Source organism: Cupriavidus sp. 22TCCZM01-5, assembly GCF_057798915.1.
Window position 1 is genome coordinate 17435 of the sequence record NZ_JBYOJR010000050.1, and the last position, 19335, is coordinate 36769.

Sequence of the window (19335 nt, forward strand, 5' to 3'; positions counted from 1 at the left end):
GGCCGGCGTCAATCCCGCAGGGCGCCGCCATGGCGGCGCCCTTTTCCTGAACGTTGGCGGGTCTAGCCGCCGCGACCACTGCCCCCGCCAATCCCCAGCCTGCGCACCAGCGGCCGCAACGTCAGCCCGTTGCAGGCAAGATTCGCCAGCACAAACCCCACCGCCACCGCAGATGCCAGGTGCCGCGCCTGCGGCGGAAGATAGGGAGCGCGCGCCGCGCACAGTGCCAGCACCAGCGTCACCGGCCCGCGCACCCCGCCCCACGTGATGACCAGCCGGTGCGCCCGCGGCAGCGGTGCGCACATGCCGATGCGGCTGAGCAGCGGCAGGCTGCACCCAAGTACCGCCCAGCGGCTGAGCAAGGCGGCAACCAGCACCGCCAGGATCAGGAAGAGATCCGGCACACGCAGGCTGCGCAGCATGCCCGGCACATGCATGGCCGCCAGCAGGAACACCATCCCGGTCGCCATGCCCCCCAGATGGCGCCACAGATGGCGGAACATGTCATGCTCGTCCGGCGCACTGGAGCGCCGCAGCAGCGCCCCCGCGGTCAGCCCGGCCGCCACCACCGTCACCACGCCCGACACATGGAGCCACAGGTCGGCGATCGGATACAGCAGGTTCGGCAAGGCCAGCGACAACGAGAAGCGAGACAGTGGCGCATGCGGAATGGCGCGGCATACGCGCGCCAGCAGCATGCCCGCCAGCGCGCCCAGCACGCCGCCGGCCAGCAGCGAGCCGAACACGTCGCCGAGCACCGAGCCCGTCATGCCCGCCCCGGGCTGGCCGGCGATGCGCGCGGTCAGGTGCGACGCCAGCGCAATGGCCGCCGCATCGTTCAACAGGCTTTCGCCCTCGACCAGCCGCACCAGGCGCGCCGGCACGCCGCTGCTGCGAAACAGCTCGATCACGGCGGAGGGATCGGTGGTGCTCACGATGGCGCCCACCAGCAGGCATACCGCCAGGCGCGCGCCGGTGACGAAGTGGGCTGTCAGGCCGACCAGCAGCGTCGCCGCGAACACCGCGCCGATCGCCAGCACAAGGATGGGCAGGATGTCCCGCGCCAGGGCGCCGGCATCCGCCTCCAGCGCCGCCTGGAACAGGATGGGCGGCAGGAACAGCCAGAGATAGCCATCGGGCGCCAGCGCGGGCGACAGCAGCGGCTGGATCACCCGTGCCGTGAACGCCGTCGCGAGGTCGCCGGCAAGCAGAAAGGCCGTGCCGAGCACCATGCCGGCAGCGGTAAGCGTAAGAGCATCCGGCAGCCGCAGCCTGATGGCGGCGACGTTGCAGGCAGCGATCAGCGCCAGCAGGCATCCGATGCGCAGGGTCAGTTCGACAGAGACTTCCATGGAGCAGGCATGAGCGTCGGTGCGACGTAGTCTGTCAGACCCGCCGCGCTGACCGCATGTTCGTGCCGATTCCGGAAACGCATCATTCCGCCGCACACGGTTGACGCCGCGCGCTGGCGGCGGGCCCACATGGCGAGGCGACTGAGCCGCCTGCCATGTGGGCCCGCCGGACGCCGCCCATGTCAGGCGTAGGCACCATCCAGGTACGGATCGGCCTGGCGTGCCGGCGGCGCCGAGACGCCGGTGCGGTCCATGCCGGCGAGCGTGCGCGCGCCATCGGTGTACGGATCGCGGCGGTCCTCCACCGTGCGGGCACCTTCGGTGTAGGGGTCGCGTGACGACAGCACGGTGCGGGCGCCATCCGTGTACGGGCTGGGTGTCGCCTGCACCGAACGCGAACCGGCGGTGTAGGGGTCGGTCGCGCCCCCATAGGACAGCCCGGCTGCCTGCGCACTGGCGGCAGCGGCAGCACCGGCGACAAGGGTAACGGCGAGGGCTAAGTGCTTGACGAAGTGAGTACGCATGATTGGCTTCCTTGAAAGATTGCGTTGAAGTCCGGGCTGCCGGGAGTCGCTTCGTTGCGGTCCACCGCCGGCCACGGAACGTATTTAAGGAGACCGACGTATCGCGCCTGTAACGCGCGGGACGTGCTTCTGTCAGGGCTTGTATCGCCCTGTCGGCGTGATACAGATGCATACAAGAAACCCGGTGAACGGCGGGTTCCTTGCTCGGACAGGCTCCCCACTTGACACTTGACACTTGACTCTAAGTTCTCAATTTACAATACTTATCATACTTTCATTCTTTATTAGAGAACGATACCGCAAGCGTGTCGTGAGGCAGCGTGGAACTCGCAGAACTGGAAATCTTTCGGGCCGTTGCGCGCGAACAGAGCATCACACGGGCGGCGAAGGCGCTTGCGCGCGTGCAGTCCAACGTCACCACCCGCGTCAAGCAGCTCGAGGAAAGCCTTGGCGTCGCCCTGTTCCAGCGCGACAGCAAGAAGATGATCCTGACCCCGGAAGGACAGCGGCTGCTCGGCTACGCGGAGCAGATGCTGGCGCTCGCGGAAGAAGCGCGGCAATCCATGCGCCTCAGCGCGCCAAGCGGCACGCTCCGTGTCGGGTCCATGGAGAGTTCCGCCGCGACCTTGCTGCCCGGACCGCTTGGCGAGTTCCATGCCGCATGGCCGGACGTGGAGCTGAACCTGGCCACCGGTACGACGGGCTTCCTGGTGGATGCCGTGCTCGGCCACCGCCTCGACTGCGCGGTGGTTGCGCACCCGGGCACCGGCTCGCCGCAGCACATGGACATGGCGGAGCTTGGCGAGGGACTGGAGGGCGTGTTTCTTCGGACCGAAGAGCTGGTCCTGGTGCTGCCCGGCACCCACCCGAAAGTACGCGGCCCACAGGACGTGACGCTGCGGCACCTGGCTGCGTTCTCGAAGGGCTGCACCTATCGCCGCTGCGCCGAGGACTGGCTCGAGCAAGGCGGCGAAGACCTGCGCCGCCGGCTGTCGGTGGTGGAGATGCCGTCGTACCACGCGATCCTGGCCTGTGTCAGCGCAGGATCGGCCGTGGCGATCGTGCCGCGCGCGCTGCTGGCGCTGTACCCGAATGCCGCCGAATTCCAGACCGTGGCGGTACGCGCCGCGCACACCTTCCTGGTCAGGCGCGCCGGCTTCTCGACCTCGACGTACGAAGCGTTCGTGCGCGAGTTGCGTCATGCCTGAGCAGCGGCACCGCCAGTTCTGAATCCATCATCCGACCTCAACAGGGAATCATCGTCATGGACACCACAACGCGTTCCGGCAATGGCCGCAACCTGCTTTCACTGCTCGGGATCACCACGCCGATCATCCAGGCGCCGATGGCCGGCGTCAGCACGCCGGCCTTGGCCGCTGCCGTGTCGGAAGCAGGCGGACTCGGCTCGCTCGGCGTCGGCGCCATGGATGCGGACGGCGCGCGCAAGGCCATTCGCGAGACCCGCGCGCTGACGGGCAAGCCGTTCAATATCAACGTGTTCTGCCATGTTCCGGCAGTCGCGGATGCGGCGCGGGAAAAGGCCTGGCTCGACTATCTCGCGCCGCAGTTCGCCGAGCATGGCGTCACGGCCCCGGCAAGCCTGCGCGAGATCTACAAGACCTTTGTCACCGACGAAGCCATGTTCCAGATGCTGCTGGAAGAGAAGCCGGCGGTGGTGAGCTTCCATTTCGGGTTGCCGGCGCAGGAAAAGATCGATGCGCTGCACGCGGCGGGCATCGTGCTGCTGGCCAGCGCCACCTCGTTGCATGAAGCCCACCAGATCGAAGCCGCTGGCCTTGATGCGATCGTTGCGCAGGGAATCGAGGCCGGCGGTCACCGCGGTGTCTTTGAGCCGGCCGTCTACGACGAAGGCCTCGGCGCGTTTGCCCTGGTGCGCTTGCTGGCCCGGCACACGCGCCTGCCCGTGATTGCCGCCGGCGGCGTGATGGACGGCGCCGGCATTGCCGCGGCGCTGGCGCTCGGGGCACAGGCCGCGCAGCTGGGCACGGCGTTTGTCGGCTGCGCGGAGTCCGCGGCCGACGCGGCCTACCGCGCAGCCTTCTCCGTGCAGCCGGCACGGCCGACCACGCTGACAAGCGCGATCTCCGGCCGCGCGGCGCGCGGGTTCACCAACCGCCTGACGGAACTCGGCGAAGCGCCCGATGCTCCCGCCATCCCTGACTATCCGATCACGTATGACGCCGGCAAGGCCCTGCACAGCGCGGCCAAGGCGAAGGGCAACAGCGACTACGCCGCGCAGTGGGCCGGCCAGGCGGCTTCGCTGGCACGACAGCTCCCCGCAGCGGAACTCGTCAGTCAGCTGAAGGCGGAACTGAAGGAAGCGATTGCGCGGTTGAATGCCATGCAGGACATGCTGGCTTAGTCCGGCGCGAACAATCCATCGCAGGACCGCGCATTCACGAGCCGGGCAGCCGATCCGGCTCGGCCCGCTGATCCAGCTCGATCTGCATGAATGCGAGATCCAGCCATTTCCCGAACTTCGTCCCGACCTCCGGCAGCAAGCCAACCTGCCTGAAGCCAAGCTTTTCGTGCAGGCGGATGGAACTGGCGTTCTGCGCCTCGATGGCGGCCACCATGACGTGCTTGCCAAGGCCGCGCGCGCGCTCGATCAGCGCGATCAGGAGCGCTTCGGCGATGCCCTTGCGGCGCTGGTCCGAGCGGACATAGACCGAATGCTCCACGGTATGCCGGTAGCCATCGAATGCGCGCCAGTCGCCGAACGACGCATAGCCCACCACGCCGGCATCATCGTCGACCGCTACCAGCACGGGGTAGCCTGACTTGCGGCGCGCATCGAGCCATTCGATGCGATTCGCCGTATCCACGGGGATCTCGTTCCATATCGCTGTCGTGTTGGCAACGGCGTCGTTGTAGATGACCGTGACCGCTGGCATGTCGTCAGGGCTTGCGTCGCGAATCTTCATGTCGCTCTCCAAAGCTGTTTCTCATATGATACCGATCTCGAGACCGGCTATACCCGGCGCGCCGTGTCGCCACGCAGCGGCAGCATGCTCGAACTGGTGGAGGTCATGCTGCCCCCGAACGCGCGGGTCTCGTATCCTTCATCGGCGTTCACGTTCCTGCACCAGCAGATCTGGGTGCGCAACGGGTCGCTGGTGTTCGAAGAAGGCGCCATGACGCACGAACTCGAAGCGGGCGACTGCCTGCAGCTTGGACCGCCGGCGCCATGTACCTTCTTCAATCCGGGAAGCAAGCCTTGCAGCTATGTGCTGGCGCTGGTCCGCTGCTAGCGGACGGCTTAAAGGGCCTAACGCTTCTTAGCCCAGCTGGCGCGCCATATAGTGAGTACGGTCCCCGAAGCTGCGCAGCAGGGCCCGCGACAATTGGGTCTCTCGTGTCAGGATGTCGATCGAGGTCAGGGTAAAGCCGTGCCGCGCGAAGAAGCCCGGATGCTCGTTCGTAAGCACCGTGGCATTCAGGCAGCCGCCGGATCGCGCTCTCATCAGCAGTGCGCTGACGATGTAGGTGGCCAGCCGCCTTCCACGGAATTCAGGCAACACCGCAACAGTGTGGATGGCGAACGTATGGCCGTACTGTTCCCCGTAAGCACAGCCAATGATCTGGCCATCAAGCTCCGCAACATGGGAAAGCCGACACGTGTCGCCGGCGGCGGAGAGGGTCAAGCCGCAGGTGGCCAGTACACCGGCGATTGCTTCCATGTCATGTTCCGTAGCGGCACGGAGGCGAACGTCTCTTATCATTTTGAATGCTGCATTGTGATACTCGCCGACCTCCGTGAGCAAGCCGCGACGACTTCCGGCAACTATGCCTCGGTCCCAATGAGACTGTCATCACCCGAGTGAGTCGATTGTGCGGCGTACGGCACCATGCAGGAATGTGCAGGGACCGGGAACTGTATTCATGTCCCGCGACGGCAACTGTGTGCTAGCGCCTCGCTCTGCTGCGCATAAAGTTTTTCCTGTCGCGGTGCACGAGCCCCGCAAGCTTCCTCCGCTTGCAGTCCTCCCTCCCTCACAGGACATCCCTCCACCCTGGGGCTCTCCCGCGACGCCTCGACGCACTCGAAGCGGTCGACATGCGCGACGTTCCACCGGCGCCCCTCGTCACGTGGAAACGGCTTCGCTCGCCCGGGTGGTCGCCCTATACTGGCAGAGTCCGGTACCCTCAACCAATACATTGCGCAGATGAAGGGTGACATGCCAGAGGCATGACAGGCATGCCGGTCCAGCGAACGCTCGCCGTCAGGCGGTGGGTCCACGGCGCCGTAACCGCCATGGATGATCAGTTGGCCGAAGAGGTTCCCGTCGCGCTCGAGTACAACGGGATCTCCCATGCGGTGATGCTGGCCACACCCGCGGATCTTGAAGACTTTGCGATCGGATTCAGCCTGACCGAAGGCATCGTCGGACGCGTCGGCGATATCTACGGCATCGACATGGAAGCCGCTGAGAGCGGCATCACGCTCAGGATCTCGATCGCCAGCGCGGCATTTGCCGAACTCAAGGCCAGACGCCGCGCGCTGGCCGGCCGCACCGGTTGCGGGCTGTGCGGGACCGAGTCGCTCGACCACGTCTTGCGCATACCGCCCCGCGTCGAAAGCACGACCGTACTCCATCCGGCGGCGTTCGAGCGCGCCTTTTCCGAGCTTCACGCCAGCCAGGCCTTGCTTCACGACACGGGCGCAACGCATGCTGCCGCCTGGATGCGCGCCGACGGCGAGGTCACCATCGTGCGCGAGGATGTCGGCCGCCATAACGCGCTGGACAAGCTTGCCGGGGCACTTGCCCGCAGCAACGAGGATCGGGCCAGCGGTGCGACGATCGTGACGAGCCGCGCAAGCTACGAGATGGTCCTCAAGACCGCGTCGATCGGTGCAGGAATCCTGGCGGCAGTATCCGGCCCGACCGGGCTGGCCGTGCGGCTGGCGGAAACTGTCGGGGTTACCCTGGTCGGCTTCGTACGGAATGGAAGCCTGGTGGTCTATGCGCATCCGCAACGGTTGCGCTTCTCATAGCACCAGGCGTTGCCCGTATATCCGCTCCGTTGCGCGGCGGCATATCAGGTACCCGATGTCCTACGTCAGCTGGTACTGACGATCCGGCACCCTGGGCGCAGGAACTTCACTATCGCAAAGTTCAAGCAGCGAGCGCTCGATATTGCAAGCTATCGCATCCAGAGCCAACGCGTTGGGTGCTTTGCTGAACGGCTCCGAGACCTCGTCGGCAATCGCTTCCAGCGCAATCAGCGTGTATGCGACGAATACGGAAACAATCGGTGTGAACAACTCTGTCGAATCAACCAGCCCGAACGGAAGCATGATGCAATAGGCGTACACGGTACGATGCAGCAGTACGCCGTATGCGAACGGAATCGGTGTCGAGGCAATGCGCTCGCAACCGCCCACCGTGCCCTCCAGCTCATTGAGTTGTGTGTCGAACACCCAGAGGCCGGAATCCGAGACGATACCGGTGGCCACGAACCGGCCCAACTCGGACCGGATGTCATTGAGAAGCGCAACCGGCCGATACTGTTTCCTGCACAACCGCTCTGCCTCCTCGCGGCCCAGCAGCCGTGCGCAATCCGGCGTCGGATCCGTTTTGCGAAGTTCATGCTTCAATGCATAGACAAAGGCGATGAGCTTGCGAATCAGCCGGATTCGGTCAATGCCTTCGTTGTCTGGTATGTAGCTCAGGACTTGCGATGCCAGTGACCGGGACGCGATCAGGACATGCCCCCAGATCAGCCGCGCTTCCTTGAAGCGCTCATAGCTTGCGTTGTTGCGGAAGGCCAGGAAGATGGTAAGTGCCACGCCAAACAGTGTAAACGGCGCTGTGTTCAGCGGTATCTTCTCTCCCAATATGCGTCCCTGGGTCAGGACAGCAAAGCCACTGACAAAGGCCAGGAAGACAAGTTGTGGAATGATCGCTTGCAGCACCGAACCATTCCACACAAATAACATGCTGAACCAGTTCCTCTTTGGCCGCACTATCATGATTCTTCTCTAGCGAACGAAGCAGCGTTCGAGCTCTTCCAGAAGCCGGAATCCCATCCCCGCATTCAGGAGCCCGCAGCGCCGGATGGTGCCTGACTGTCAGCAGTCGCACGGCTCGCCTTCTTTGTCGTGGCGCTCTTCGCGGCGGTCTTCGCAGGACTGGCTTCGCCCTTATCGGGCTGAGCCGTGGCAGCCTTGCTGATCGTTACCACGGCTCTTTCCTTGTCATACCCGATTTCAACGCTGTCACCGGCCGCCAGCTTGGCTCCCAGGATCTCCCTGGCCAGCCTTGTCTCCACCGACTGCCGGATCTGGCGCTTCAGCTCGCGGGCACCGAACTCCGGCTGGTAGCCAACCTCCACCAGGTGGTCGAGGAGGGCGTCGCTCAGCTTCACTGAAATGTCCTGCGCCGCCGCGGTGCGGACCACGCGATCCAGCTGGATCCGCACCACTGCGCGGATATTGTCCCGCGACAGCGCATGGAACACGATGATGTCGTCGATCCGGTTCAGGAACTCTGGCCGGAAATGGCCTTTCAGCACCTTCATCAACGCCTCCCGCAATTGCTTCTCGGGCATGCGCTTGCCATCGGGCTTCTCCAGGTCTTCCATGATGATCGACGCACCAAGATTGCTGGTCGCAATGATGACGGTGTTGCTGAAATCCACGACCCGGCCCTTGCCGTCAGTCAGCCTGCCATCGTCGAACACCTGCAACAGGACATTGTTCACGTCCGGGTGGGCCTTCTCGATCTCATCGAGCAGGATCACGCTGTAAGGGCGCCTGCGCACGCGCTCGGTCAGTTGCCCACCTTCGTCGTAGCCCACATAGCCAGGCGGCGCTCCGATCAGCCGTGCTACCGCGTGGCGCTCCATGTATTCCGACATGTCGATGCGTATGATCGCCTGTTCGTCGCCAAATACGGTCTCGGCGAGCGCCTTGGCAAGTTCGGTCTTGCCGACGCCGGTCGGTCCGAGGAAAAGGAAGGTCGCGATCGGGCGGTGTTCTTGCCCGAGTCCGGCACGGGACAAGCGCACCGCATCGCTGACTGCAACCACCGCATCGTCCTGCCCCACCACGCGCTCGCGAAGCTTTTCCTCCATTTGCAGCAGCTTCTGACGTTCTTCCTGTGTAAGATCGGAGACCGGAATGCCTGTCAGGCGCGACACTACCTCGGCAATGGCTCCGACCGTGACCTCCAGCGTTTCCGAGCCTGTCTTGCGCTGCCAGGCTTCGGTCTTCTCGTCGAGTTGCTTCTGCTTGTCATTGATGCGCTCCTCGAAGCCCTTGGCTTCGTCAAAACGCTTGCGCGACGAGGCATAGTCTTGCTCGCGCTTGAGCTGGGAGATTTCTGCCTCCAGCTCCTGGATGTCGGCGGGGCGCGATGTGGAACCGATGCGCACGCGCGCCGCCGCCTGATCGATCAGGTCGATGGCCTTGTCCGGCAGATAGCGCGACGTGATGTAGCGGTCCGACATTTCCGCAGCCGCAACAAAGGCGTCGTCCGCGAAGGTGACCTGGTGATGCGCTTCCAGCTTGTCACGCAGTCCCCGCAGGATGACGATGGTCTGCTCGACCGTAGGCTCCGGTACCAGCACCGGCTGGAAACGCCGCTCCAGTGCCGCGTCTTTCTCGATGTATTTCTGGTACTCGTTCAGTGTGGTCGCGCCGATCAGGCTCAGTTCGCCCCGCGCCAGCGCGGGCTTGAGCACGTTGGCGATGTCGAGCCCGCCTTCCCCGCCGCCTTGTCCCGCCCCGACGATGGTGTGCAGTTCATCAATGAACAGGATCAGCTCATCGTTCTTGGCGGTGACCTCGTCGATCAGCTGCTTGGCTCTTTCCTCGAACTCGCCCCGATACTTGGCGCCGGCGACCATCGAATTGATATTGACTTCCACCAGGCGCTTGCCCCGCAGCACCTCCGGCACGTCGCCATTGACGATGCGCTGGGCCAGGCCTTCCACAATGGCCGTCTTGCCAACGCCCGGCTCGCCGATCAACACCGGGTTGTTCTTCTTGCGCCGTGCCAGCACTTCGATGGTGTTCTCGATTTCCAGAGAGCGCCCCAGCACCGGATCCAGCTTTCCCTGCCGCGCCATGGCCGTCAGGTCGCGTCCGAACTTGTCGAGCGTCGGCGTGCCGCTCGGTGTGTCGACCCGCCCATCCTCGGCGCCCTTGCCTACGACCTTCACGACCTTCTGGCGCAATCCTTCCGGCGTGACGCCATACTTCTTGAGCAGCGTCCCCGCGATGCTCTCCGGCACGGCTGCCAGACCAATCAGCAGGTGCTCCGGCCCCACGTAGGAATGCCCAAGTTCGCGTGATGCCTGGAAAGCGTACTGGAATACCTTCTTCAAGCGCGGCGAGATACTCATCCGTTCTACCGGAGCATCCTCGGCTGCCGTGCCAGTCTGGGCGTGCTGGTCGATATAGCCCTTGATGTCCTGCGGAGAAAGCTTCAGCTCCTTCAGCAAGGCCGTGACGACATCGGTATCGGCGAGGACGTAAAGCAAATGCTCGGTGTCGAGTTCATTGCGCCGGAGTTCGTGGGCCTTCTCCGCGGCACGTTGCAGCAGCTCCAGCGTCTGCTCGCTGAACGCATCGGTGACATCCACGGACTCGCGTGGCACCTCGGCCTCCATCCCGGCTTCGTCGTGGCCCATGTCATCGAAGAAGCGGGACAAGCCACCGCCGCCCAGGAGCGAATCGAACGGATTCAGCATGCTCTGGTGGCGCATCAGCTGCCGATAGTCATAGTCGCAAATCGATATCGACTTGCGCTCGCCGTTCTGCACAACGGTCACGCGGGCCACCGCGGGCCGGGCGTGGCAGATTTCACATAGGGTCGGCATGATGGACTTGTCTCCTTGTCAGGGATCACGGCCCCAGGCAGCTTTCGCCTTCTGCAACGGCCTCCGTGTCACGCAGCTAGCCATGAGACCTGTTGTATCGATTCGATCGACGGCGCTTTGACCCGCCCCTCCCCGCTCAACGCACGTCAGGTCGATGCCGAGCGCACCACGCGCACAGGGATCGACTTATAGGACGGCGTACCGCTTTCCTTGTCGATATAGTCCAGCGGAACCAGCACGTTTGCTTCCGGGTAGTAGGCCGCCACGGAGCCTCGCACGATGTTTTCATATGCGATTGCGGTGAGCCCTTTCAGCCGGAGTTGCCGGCCTGCCATGATCGTCTCGATGTCGACCAGGTCCCCATGCTCGAGTCCCCGCGCAGACATGTCGGATTCGTTCATGAAGAGCACGTCGCGCCGCCCGAACACGCCGCGATAGCGGTCATCCAGCGCATAGATCGTGGTGTTGTACTGGTCGTGGCTGCGAATCGTCATGAGGCGAAGGACATTCTCGCCGCCCAGGACGTCCGCGTCTTCCTTCACCCCGCCATACACCGAGAAGACCGCCTTGCCCGAAGGGGTCGTCCATTTGCGCTCCGTCGGCGGCAGCGGCAGGCGGAATCCGCCGGGCACGCGGATGCGGTCATTGAAGTTCTCGAAGCCCGGCACCGTCTTTTCGATCAGGTCGCGAATCCGGTCATAGTCGGCAATCAGGTCTGCCCAGGCCACCTTGGTGTTCGGCAGGCTGGCCTGCGCCATGCCCGCGATGATCGCCGGCTCGGAACGCAGATGTTCGGAAGCCGGCGTGAGCTTGCCGGCCGATGCATGGACCATCGACATCGAATCCTCGACCGTCACGGATTGGGGCCCGTCGGCCTGCACATCGAGCTCCGTGCGCCCCAGGCAGGGGAAAAGATAGGTTTCCTTCGCGACCAGCAGATGCGTTCTGTTGAGTTTCGTCCCGAGGTGCACACTCAGGTCAAGCGTCTTCATCGCCGGGAAAGACTGCCCGGAATCAGGCAGGGCCACCGCGAAGTTGCCCCCGAGGCAGATCAACGCCTTGCAATTGCCGTCGATCATCGCCTGCGCCGTCCTGACGGCATCGCGCCCATGCGCTCTCGGTGGCGTGAATCCGAATACGTCTTCGATGGCTTTCAGGAAGTCTTCCGACGGCTTTTCCGTAATGCCGACAGTCCGGTTGCCTTGTACATTCGAATGGCCGCGCAACGGACATATCCCGGCACCGGGCTTGCCGAAGTTGCCCCTCAGGAACAGCAGGTCGGCAATCAGCCGGACATTCGCCGTACCCCGGCTATGCTGGGTGACGCCCATGCCGTACGTGACGATCGTCGCATTCGACTCGGCATAGAGCTTTGCGACCGCCTCCAGCTCGGCACGGGGCAAGCCGCTGGCCTTCTCGATGTCTTCCCATGACGTCGCGTTCAGGTCGGCGGCAAAGGCATCGAAGCCTTCGGTGTACATGGCGATGAAATCGCGATCCAGGATGTCTCCCTGGGCCGCGTCCATGGCCAGCAGTGCCTTCATGATTCCCTTGAGTGCCGCGGCATCCCCGCCGGCGTCCACCTGGTAATAGGTCGAGGCGATCCTGGTCGATCCGTACGTCGCCATCTCGAGCCAGTTCTGGGGATCGGCGAATCGCTCCAGGGCACGCTCGCGCAGCGGGTTGAAGACAATGATCGGGACATTGCGGCGCGCCGCTTCATGCAGTGTTCCCATCATGCGAGGATGATTGGTACCGGGATTATGTCCGATCGAGATGATCAGCTCGCAATGCTCGAAGTCGTCCAGGGAGACCGTACCCTTGCCGATGCCAATTGACTGCGGCAAGCCGACGCTGGTCGGCTCGTGGCACATATTGGAGCAGTCCGGGAAGTTGTTGCTCCCATACTCCCGCGCAAACAGCTGGAACAGGTATGCCGCCTCGTTGGAAGCCCGGCCGGACGTGTAGAAGTCGACCTGCTCGGGCGATAAGCCGCGGAGGATTTCGCCGATGCGCGCAAATGCATCCTCCCACTCCACCGCCCGGAACGTGTCGCTCGCGCGATCGTAGACCATCGGATGGGTCAGGCGGCCCATGTCCTCCAGTTCGAAATCGGACATCTGCAGCAGCGACGACACCGTGTGACTCGCAAAAAACGCCGGCGGCACCCGCTTGCTGGTCGCCTCCCACGTGACGGCCTTGGCGCCGTTCTCGCAGAACTGGAAGGTAGACCGGTGTTCCTTGTCTGGCCAGGCACATCCTGGACAGTCGAAACCATCGGGCTGGTTGGTCCGAAGCAGCGTGATGGGGGCCTTCACGCTATCCATCTGCAGGCGAATCGCCTGTGTTGTCGCCCGAAGCGCGCCCCAGCCGCCGGCGGGGCCGTCATATGGTCGGATACCGGGGACTTCTCGTCGAATAGCCATGCTTGCTCCCTATAAGCACTCAGCACGTTCCGGAGTCAGCGATCGACTCTTTCCAGCCAGCTTCATTGGCTGAAGCTAAAGATAGCGCGTCCCGGTTCTCATGCGCCAGGCTGTTACAAATAAATGCGTATTGAATTATTAAAGTGAATAAACATTCACCCACACAACTACCGTATATAAAAATCTACTACCGTATATAAAAATCAACCACTTACCTGGCAGGTTATGAAATTGCAAACTACACTGCGACTTCATATAAATACCAGGCCTTGCGCCCGGGTCGAAGAATCGACGCATCAGACAGCTTTCGACGCTCTGCTGTTCTTACGCATTAACAGCGTACCCGACATCCACCATTGCGCGGTGAAATCAGCATGGACACCTACAGCTCGACGGCGATGGACCTGGCCCGCCTGCAGTTTGCCTTCACGGTGGGCTTCCATATCATCTTTCCTGCCATCACTATCGGCCTGGCCAGCTATCTCGTCGTGCTGGAAGGGTTATGGTTGAAATCCGGCAATGGCGTTTATAAGAATCTCTACCATTTCTGGTCAAAGATTTTCGCCATCAATTTCGGCATGGGTGTCGTATCCGGATTGGTGATGGCATACCAGTTCGGCACCAACTGGAGCCGTTTCTCATATTTTGCCGGCGGGATTACCGGTCCGCTTCTGACTTATGAAGTGCTGACTGCATTCTTCCTTGAAGCAGGGTTCCTTGGCGTCATGCTGTTTGGATGGGAACGTGTCGGCAGAGGTCTGCATTTCTTTGCGACTGCGATGGTCGCGCTCGGAACGCTGTTTTCCACGTTCTGGATCCTGTCCTCCAACAGCTGGATGCATACGCCGCAGGGTCACGAGATCATCGACGGAAGAGCCGTTCCGGTTGACTGGCTTGCGGTCATCTTCAATCCGTCGTTCCCGTTCCGGCTCGCGCACATGGCGATCGCCGCATTCCTGGCAACCGCCTTCTTCGTCGGCGCTTCCGGCGCCTGGCAGATCCTCAGGGGACGCGACTCGCCGGCCAGCCGTACCATGCTCTCGATGGCAATGTGGATGGCGCCGATCGTGGCGCCGATCCAGGCCGTGGTTGGCGATGCCCACGGCCTGAACACGCTGGAACATCAGCCGGCGAAGATTGCGGCCATAGAGGGGCACTGGGTGAACATCCCGGGAGAGCCCTCGCCACTGGTCCTGGTGGGCTGGCCGGACATGAAGGCGGAAAAGACGCACTTCTCCGTCGAGATACCAGTCCTTGGCAGCATCATCCTTACACACAGCCTCGATCGGCAGATTCCGGCCTTGAAGTCATTCCCTCCGGAGGACCGCCCGAACTCGACGGTCATATTCTGGACGTTCCGTCTGATGGTTGGTCTTGGCATGCTGATGATCCTCACCGGTATATGGAGCCTCTGGTTGCGCCACCGGAAGGCGCTCTACACCTCACGCCTCTTCCTGTGCTTCGTGCTTTGCATGGGGCCGGCAGGTCTGATTGCGATGCTGGCCGGCTGGGTCACGACTGAGATGGGACGCCAGCCCTGGGTCGTCTACGGCTTGCTTCGGACCGCCGATGCCACCTCTCCCCTGGATGCCGCCCAGGTGGGCCTGAGTCTCGTCATCTTCGTCGTCATCTACTTTGCCCTCTTCGGCACCGGCATTGCCTTCATGCTGCGGCTTGTGCACAAGGGACCGCAGACGCACGAGCCGGAAGTCACCATCGACGAGGGCGGTCATCCCCGCAGACCCGCACGTCCGCTATCGGCTGCCGGGGATCGTGTGGCGGCAGAGTTCGATGCCGGCGTCAGGAGCTAGGATCATGGGTGTCGACCTTACTCTCATCTGGGCGGTAATCATTGCCTTCGGCGTCATGATGTATGTGGTCATGGACGGCTTCGACCTGGGAATTGGCCTGCTCTTCCCGTTCGTCAAGGACAAGGAAGAGCGAGACGTCATGATGAACACGGTTGCCCCCGTCTGGGATGGCAACGAAACGTGGCTGGTACTCGGCGGCGCCGGGCTCTTCGGGGCATTTCCGCTGGCATACTCGGTGATACTGAGCGCGCTGTATCTTCCCCTGGTTCTGATGCTTGTCGGGCTCATATTCCGCGGCGTTGCTTTTGAATTCCGCTTCAAGGCGACCGACGAGAAGCGCCACCTGTGGGACAAGGCCTTTGTCGGTGGATCGGTCATAGCGACTTTCTGCCAGGGTGTCGTGCTGGGCGCGTTCATCGATGGCCTTCCCGTGGCAAACAATTCCTATGCGGGTGGCGGCCTGGACTGGTTTCGGCCGTTTCCGTTGTTCTGCGGTGCAGCCCTTCTGATTGCATACGCCCAACTTGGGTGTACCTGGCTGGTCATGAAGACGGAAGGTCGCCTGCAGGCCGATATGTACCGCTTCTCGTCGTACGTCGCCTGGCTATTGCTCATCGCGATTGCGATTGTGAGCCTGTGGACGCCCCTGGCACACCCGGAGATTTCTGCCCGCTGGTTCAGCATGCCGAACTTGCTGTATTTCCTTCCCGTGCCAGTCCTGGTGATCTTCAGCTTCATTGCCACGTTGCGCGCCCTGGCCCATCGGTCGACTGCAACGCCGTTTCTCATCACGCTGCTGATCATTTTCCTCGGCTACAGCGGCCTTGCCATCAGCTTGTGGCCAAACATCATCCCGCCCTCCATCTCCCTTTGGCAGGCAGCGTCGCCCGTACAGAGCCAACTCTTCGCCTTGATCGGCACGCTCTTCATCCTGCCGTTTGTCCTCGTCTACACGAGCTGGAGCTATTACGTCTTCCGCGGGAAGGTCAAGGTCGGCGAAGGCTATCATCACTGACGACTGCTTGCCGGGTTTCAGGGTTTCAGGCCATCAGGACTGCAGGGATAAGACAGCATGCTTGATCGCAACTCAAAAAGAGGGAGCCGCTGGAAGCAAGTCCTCTGGCTGTTCGGACTCTGGGCAGCAGGCGTCGCGACCGTCGGGCTGGCGGCGGAGCTGCTCCGCCTTGTGATGCAGGCAGTAGGTTTCAAATCCCATTGAGACCCTCACACGTACCACCGCCAGCAGGCTGTTCCGAGACGCCGACCGCTATCTCTGCGGCCCAGTTCCGTTCATGTGCATGCAGCATGACGCACTGAAGGAGTTGGGCGTCCCGGCAAACACACGTGTCGGCCTTTTCCGTCGCGGAATCGAGGTAGATAATGCTCCTGTCCCCTAACGAGCAAGGAGCGATGACGTGACCGAAAATTCATCCTCTGCCGCCGGCCCCGACCTCGCTCAAGGCGTTCCGCTGGAGAGCATCGTGGAGGGCGGTATCGTGACAGGCCATGTCCGCGGCGAACCGGCCTTGCTCGTCTGCCAGGGCGGCGAACTCTTTGCCGTCGGGGCGACCTGTACGCATTACGGGGCGCCGCTGGCGACCGGCTTGCTGGTCGGCGACACCATCCGTTGCCCCTGGCACCATGCCTGTTTCAGCCTTCGCACCGGGCAGGCCGTCCGGCCCCCGGCGCTCGATAGCCTAAAACGTTGGCGGGTGGAGCGGCGCGATGGCCAGGCCATTGTCGGCGAGGAGGTGCAAGCGGCCCGGCCACCGGCGCTGGCCGCGGCGCAGATGCCCGAATCCGTGGTGATTATCGGAGGCGGCGCCGCAGGAAATGCTGCCGCCCTGACGCTACGGCGAGAGGGCTATGAGGGTCCTGTTACGCTGCTGAGTGCGGATACCTCGCTCCCGTACGATCGCCCGAATTTGTCTAAAGACTATCTGGCGGGCACCGCGCAAGCGGACTGGCTGCCCCTGCGGTCTCCCGGGTACTACGCGGACCACCACATCGACGCGAGATGCGATCAGCGCGTGGTCCGGATCGAGCCTGCCGCGAAGACCGTCACGCTGGCGAACGGCAGCCAGATCGGCTATGGCGCGTTATTGCTTGCCACGGGTGCCGAGCCGGTACGGCTCACCGTTCCAGGCGCGAGCCTGCCGCACGTGTTCGTCCTCCGCTCGCTGGCCGACTGCGAGGCCGTGATTGCGAGTCTCGGCACTGTGCGTCAGTGCGTCGTGGTGGGCGCAAGCTTCATCGGACTCGAAGTCGCTGCTTCATTGCGCACGCGGGGCCTCGAAGTGCATGTGGTCGCACCGGAGGCGCGTCCGATGGAACGCGTCCTCGGCGCCGAGCTGGGCGACATGGTCAAGGCGCTGCATGAATCGCACGGTGTGCGTTTCCATCTTGGCGCCACGGTCACGGAAATTCGTTCGGATCGCGTGACATTGTCGACAGGCACGGAATTGCCCGCCGACCTGGTGGTCACCGGCGTCGGCGTGCGCCCCGATGTCGCGCTGGCACAAGACGCGGGCCTGACCATGGATCGCGGCGCAGTGGTCGATGAGTATCTCCGGACCAGCGCTCCGGCCATCTATGCGGCCGGCGACATTGCTCGCTGGCCGGATCCTGGAACCGGCGAGCGTATCCGCGTCGAGCATTGGGTGGTCGCCGAGCGCCAGGGCGTGGTCGCTGCACAAAACATGCTTGGACAGCAGCAACGTTTCGCAGCGGTTCCGTTCTTCTGGAGCCAGCATTACGACATCGCCATCAACTATGTGGGCCACGCGGAGCGGTGGGACCGCATCGACATCGACGGCGATCCCGGCTCGCACGACTGTATGGTGACCTATTGGCGCGGTAATCAGCGGCTGGCCGTCGCAACGGTCGGACGCGACCTGGCCAGTTTGCGCGCGGAGGTGGCTCTCGAGCAGCAGACGCCGGCGTGAGCCGCCGCTTGCGAAGCGTGCCTTCGTCAGCGATAGCGCTTCGCCAGCGTCTCCAGCGCGATTGGCTTGATGCGCGAAGCCTGCCCGGCACAGCCAAACGCCTCGAAGCGCAGCTTGACGACGCTCCTCGCCCCTTTCTTGGCCGCCAACAGCGCCTTGCGCGGGTCGAATTCGCTCCGGTCCTCGGCGAGTGCCTGACGAATGGCGCCGGTCATGGCCAGGCGGATGTCGGTGTCGATGTTCACCTTGCGCACCCCGGTCTTGATACCCCGCAGGATCTCCTCGACCGGCACGCCGTAGGTCTCCTTGATGTCGCCACCATACTGGCGGATGATGTCCAGCCACTCCTGCGGCACCGAGCTGGAGCCATGCATGACCAGATGGGTGTCTGGAATCTGTTCGTGGATCTCGCGGATGCGGTCCATGGCCAGGATGTCGCCGGTGGGCTTGCGCGAGAACTTGTAGGCACCGTGGCTGGTGCCGATGGCGATGGCGAGCGCGTCCACGCCGGTGCGGGCAACGAAGTCGCGCGCCTGCGCGGGGTCGGTCAGCATCATGTCGTGCGACAGCGTGCCGGCCGCACCGACACCGTCCTCCTCGCCGGCCTGACCGGTTTCGAGCGAGCCCAGGCAGCCCAGCTCGCCCTCGACCGACACGCCCACCGCATGCGCCATCTCGCACACGCGCCGGGTCACGTCGACGTTGTAGTCGTAGTCGGATGGCGTCTTCATGTCTTCGCGCAGCGAGCCGTCCATCATCACGCTGGTGAACCCCGAGCGGATCGATGCCTGGCATACCGCCGGACTGGAGCCGTGATCCTGGTGCAGGACGATGGGAATGTCCGGATGCGTCTCGGCCGCGGCCAGCACCATATGCCGCAGGTACGCTTCGCCGGCGTACTTGCGCGCACCGGCCGAGGCCTGCAGGATGACCGGGCTGTCGGTCTCTTCGGCCGCCTCCATGATGGCGTGGATCTGTTCCAAGTTGTTGACGTTGAAGGCCGGCACCCCGTAGCCGAATTCGCCCGCGTGGTCCAGCAGTTGGCGCAAGGATATGAGTGACATGGTGACGCTCCTTAAGTCGAGGCAGATTCTGTAAAGCGGATGCCGGCCACGGCGCGCTGCGCCAGCACTTGCAGCGCGGGCAGCGTCTTGCCTTCCAGGAACTCCAGGAAGGCGCCGCCACCGGTCGAGATGTAGCCGACGCGGTCGGCAATGCCGTACTTGGCGATGGCGGCCAGCGTGTCGCCGCCGCCGGCGATCGAGAAGGCCTTCGATTCGGCGATGGCCTCGGCCAGCACCCTGGTGCCGTTGCCGAACTGGTCGAATTCGAACACGCCCACGGGACCGTTCCACACGATGGTGCCGGCGGCCTTGAGCTGTTCGGCCAGCTGCGCGGCCGTCTTCGGACCGATGTCGAGGATCATGTCG

At 63.4% G+C, this 19335-nt stretch carries 17 protein-coding genes; 8 read left to right on the forward strand and 9 right to left on the reverse strand.

Features of this window, described 5'->3' with window-relative positions; genetic code table 11:
• Positions 1–62 precede the first annotated feature (62 nt).
• Positions 63–1352 carry a cation:proton antiporter gene (locus AC3FNH_RS30255; protein ID WP_488722695.1) on the reverse strand — a complete coding sequence of 430 codons (1290 nt, stop codon included), beginning with the start codon at positions 1350–1352 and terminating at the stop codon, positions 63–65.
• A gap of 182 nt (positions 1353–1534) precedes the next feature.
• Complete coding sequence (locus tag AC3FNH_RS30260; RefSeq protein ID WP_488722696.1) at positions 1535–1876, reverse strand: hydroxyquinol 1,2-dioxygenase; 342 nt, start codon at positions 1874–1876, stop codon at positions 1535–1537.
• Between the two features lie 320 nt (positions 1877–2196).
• On the opposite strand from AC3FNH_RS30260, the gene AC3FNH_RS30265 reads away from it, so the two are divergent.
• Entirely contained in the window at positions 2197–3084 is an 888-nt protein-coding gene (locus AC3FNH_RS30265) for a LysR substrate-binding domain-containing protein (RefSeq protein WP_488722697.1), read from the forward strand.
• A 56-nt stretch (positions 3085–3140) separates the two neighbouring features.
• Complete coding sequence (locus AC3FNH_RS30270) at positions 3141–4259, forward strand: NAD(P)H-dependent flavin oxidoreductase (protein ID WP_488722698.1); 1119 nt, start codon at positions 3141–3143, stop codon at positions 4257–4259.
• A gap of 34 nt (positions 4260–4293) precedes the next feature.
• On the opposite strand, the gene AC3FNH_RS30275 is transcribed toward AC3FNH_RS30270, so the two are convergent.
• Positions 4294–4821, reverse strand: a complete 528-nt coding sequence (locus AC3FNH_RS30275; protein ID WP_276102461.1) for a GNAT family N-acetyltransferase — start codon at positions 4819–4821, stop codon at positions 4294–4296.
• 84 nt (positions 4822–4905) lie between these two features.
• Between AC3FNH_RS30275 and AC3FNH_RS30280 the strand changes: the two genes are divergently transcribed.
• A complete protein-coding gene (locus tag AC3FNH_RS30280) occupies positions 4906–5148 on the forward strand; it encodes a cupin domain-containing protein (protein WP_488722699.1) in 243 nt (80 codons plus the stop codon).
• 27 nt (positions 5149–5175) lie between these two features.
• Here the strand turns inward: AC3FNH_RS30280 and AC3FNH_RS30285 are convergent, their stop codons facing one another.
• The gene (locus AC3FNH_RS30285) at positions 5176–5577 is read right to left on the reverse strand and encodes a GNAT family N-acetyltransferase (RefSeq protein WP_488722700.1); all 402 of its coding nucleotides are present in this window, start codon (positions 5575–5577) and stop codon (positions 5176–5178) included.
• A 509-nt stretch (positions 5578–6086) separates the two neighbouring features.
• On the opposite strand from AC3FNH_RS30285, the gene fdhD reads away from it, so the two are divergent.
• A complete protein-coding gene (fdhD, locus tag AC3FNH_RS30290) occupies positions 6087–6893 on the forward strand; it encodes a formate dehydrogenase accessory sulfurtransferase FdhD (RefSeq protein WP_488722701.1) in 807 nt (268 codons plus the stop codon).
• Positions 6894–6953: 60 nt separating this feature from the next.
• Here fdhD and AC3FNH_RS30295 read toward each other — a convergent pair whose 3' ends face one another.
• The 3 genes from AC3FNH_RS30295 to AC3FNH_RS30305 all read right to left on the reverse strand — a co-directional run bounded on the left by AC3FNH_RS30295 (position 6954) and on the right by AC3FNH_RS30305 (position 13149).
• Positions 6954–7871 carry a bestrophin family protein gene (locus tag AC3FNH_RS30295; protein ID WP_488722702.1) on the reverse strand — a complete coding sequence of 306 codons (918 nt, stop codon included), beginning with the start codon at positions 7869–7871 and terminating at the stop codon, positions 6954–6956.
• 65 nt (positions 7872–7936) lie between these two features.
• Positions 7937–10723 (reverse strand): ATP-dependent Clp protease ATP-binding subunit, encoded by a 2787-nt coding sequence (locus AC3FNH_RS30300; RefSeq protein ID WP_488722703.1) that lies wholly within the window; start codon positions 10721–10723, stop codon positions 7937–7939.
• A 146-nt stretch (positions 10724–10869) separates the two neighbouring features.
• Complete coding sequence (locus AC3FNH_RS30305; protein WP_488722704.1) at positions 10870–13149, reverse strand: FdhF/YdeP family oxidoreductase; 2280 nt, start codon at positions 13147–13149, stop codon at positions 10870–10872.
• A gap of 374 nt (positions 13150–13523) precedes the next feature.
• Here AC3FNH_RS30305 and AC3FNH_RS30310 point away from each other — a divergent pair, with 374 nt between their 5' ends.
• From AC3FNH_RS30310 to AC3FNH_RS30325, 4 genes are all read left to right on the forward strand, one after another.
• Positions 13524–14960, forward strand: a complete 1437-nt coding sequence (locus AC3FNH_RS30310) for a cytochrome ubiquinol oxidase subunit I (RefSeq protein ID WP_488722705.1) — start codon at positions 13524–13526, stop codon at positions 14958–14960.
• Between the two features lie 4 nt (positions 14961–14964).
• Positions 14965–15975: a cytochrome d ubiquinol oxidase subunit II gene (gene cydB, locus AC3FNH_RS30315; RefSeq protein ID WP_488722706.1), complete on the forward strand. Its 1011-nt coding sequence runs from the start codon at positions 14965–14967 to the stop codon at positions 15973–15975.
• 57 nt (positions 15976–16032) lie between these two features.
• The gene (locus tag AC3FNH_RS30320; protein ID WP_488722707.1) at positions 16033–16179 is read left to right on the forward strand and encodes a DUF2474 domain-containing protein; all 147 of its coding nucleotides are present in this window, start codon (positions 16033–16035) and stop codon (positions 16177–16179) included.
• Between the two features lie 196 nt (positions 16180–16375).
• Complete coding sequence (locus tag AC3FNH_RS30325; RefSeq protein ID WP_488722708.1) at positions 16376–17905, forward strand: FAD-dependent oxidoreductase; 1530 nt, start codon at positions 16376–16378, stop codon at positions 17903–17905.
• A 26-nt stretch (positions 17906–17931) separates the two neighbouring features.
• Here the strand turns inward: AC3FNH_RS30325 and fba are convergent, their stop codons facing one another.
• Complete coding sequence (fba, locus tag AC3FNH_RS30330; protein ID WP_276102471.1) at positions 17932–18969, reverse strand: class II fructose-bisphosphate aldolase; 1038 nt, start codon at positions 18967–18969, stop codon at positions 17932–17934.
• A gap of 11 nt (positions 18970–18980) precedes the next feature.
• Positions 18981–19335: phosphoglycerate kinase (pgk, locus tag AC3FNH_RS30335; protein WP_488722709.1), on the reverse strand; the 355-nt coding region annotated here is incomplete at its 5' end.

Coding starts and splice junctions, on each gene's coding strand:
- AC3FNH_RS30255 (WP_488722695.1), bottom strand. CDS start 1,352: ATGGAAGTCTCTGTCGAACTGACCCTGCGCATCGGATGCCTGCTGGCG.
- AC3FNH_RS30260 (WP_488722696.1), bottom strand. CDS start 1,876: ATGCGTACTCACTTCGTCAAGCACTTAGCCCTCGCCGTTACCCTTGTC.
- AC3FNH_RS30270 (WP_488722698.1), top strand. CDS start 3,141: ATGGACACCACAACGCGTTCCGGCAATGGCCGCAACCTGCTTTCACTG.
- AC3FNH_RS30275 (WP_276102461.1), bottom strand. CDS start 4,821: ATGAAGATTCGCGACGCAAGCCCTGACGACATGCCAGCGGTCACGGTC.
- AC3FNH_RS30280 (WP_488722699.1), top strand. CDS start 4,906: ATGCTCGAACTGGTGGAGGTCATGCTGCCCCCGAACGCGCGGGTCTCG.
- AC3FNH_RS30285 (WP_488722700.1), bottom strand. CDS start 5,577: ATGGAAGCAATCGCCGGTGTACTGGCCACCTGCGGCTTGACCCTCTCC.
- fdhD (WP_488722701.1), top strand. CDS start 6,087: ATGACAGGCATGCCGGTCCAGCGAACGCTCGCCGTCAGGCGGTGGGTC.
- AC3FNH_RS30295 (WP_488722702.1), bottom strand. CDS start 7,871: ATGATAGTGCGGCCAAAGAGGAACTGGTTCAGCATGTTATTTGTGTGG.
- AC3FNH_RS30300 (WP_488722703.1), bottom strand. CDS start 10,723: ATGCCGACCCTATGTGAAATCTGCCACGCCCGGCCCGCGGTGGCCCGC.
- AC3FNH_RS30305 (WP_488722704.1), bottom strand. CDS start 13,149: ATGGCTATTCGACGAGAAGTCCCCGGTATCCGACCATATGACGGCCCC.
- AC3FNH_RS30310 (WP_488722705.1), top strand. CDS start 13,524: ATGGACACCTACAGCTCGACGGCGATGGACCTGGCCCGCCTGCAGTTT.
- cydB (WP_488722706.1), top strand. CDS start 14,965: ATGGGTGTCGACCTTACTCTCATCTGGGCGGTAATCATTGCCTTCGGC.
- AC3FNH_RS30320 (WP_488722707.1), top strand. CDS start 16,033: ATGCTTGATCGCAACTCAAAAAGAGGGAGCCGCTGGAAGCAAGTCCTC.
- fba (WP_276102471.1), bottom strand. CDS start 18,969: ATGTCACTCATATCCTTGCGCCAACTGCTGGACCACGCGGGCGAATTC.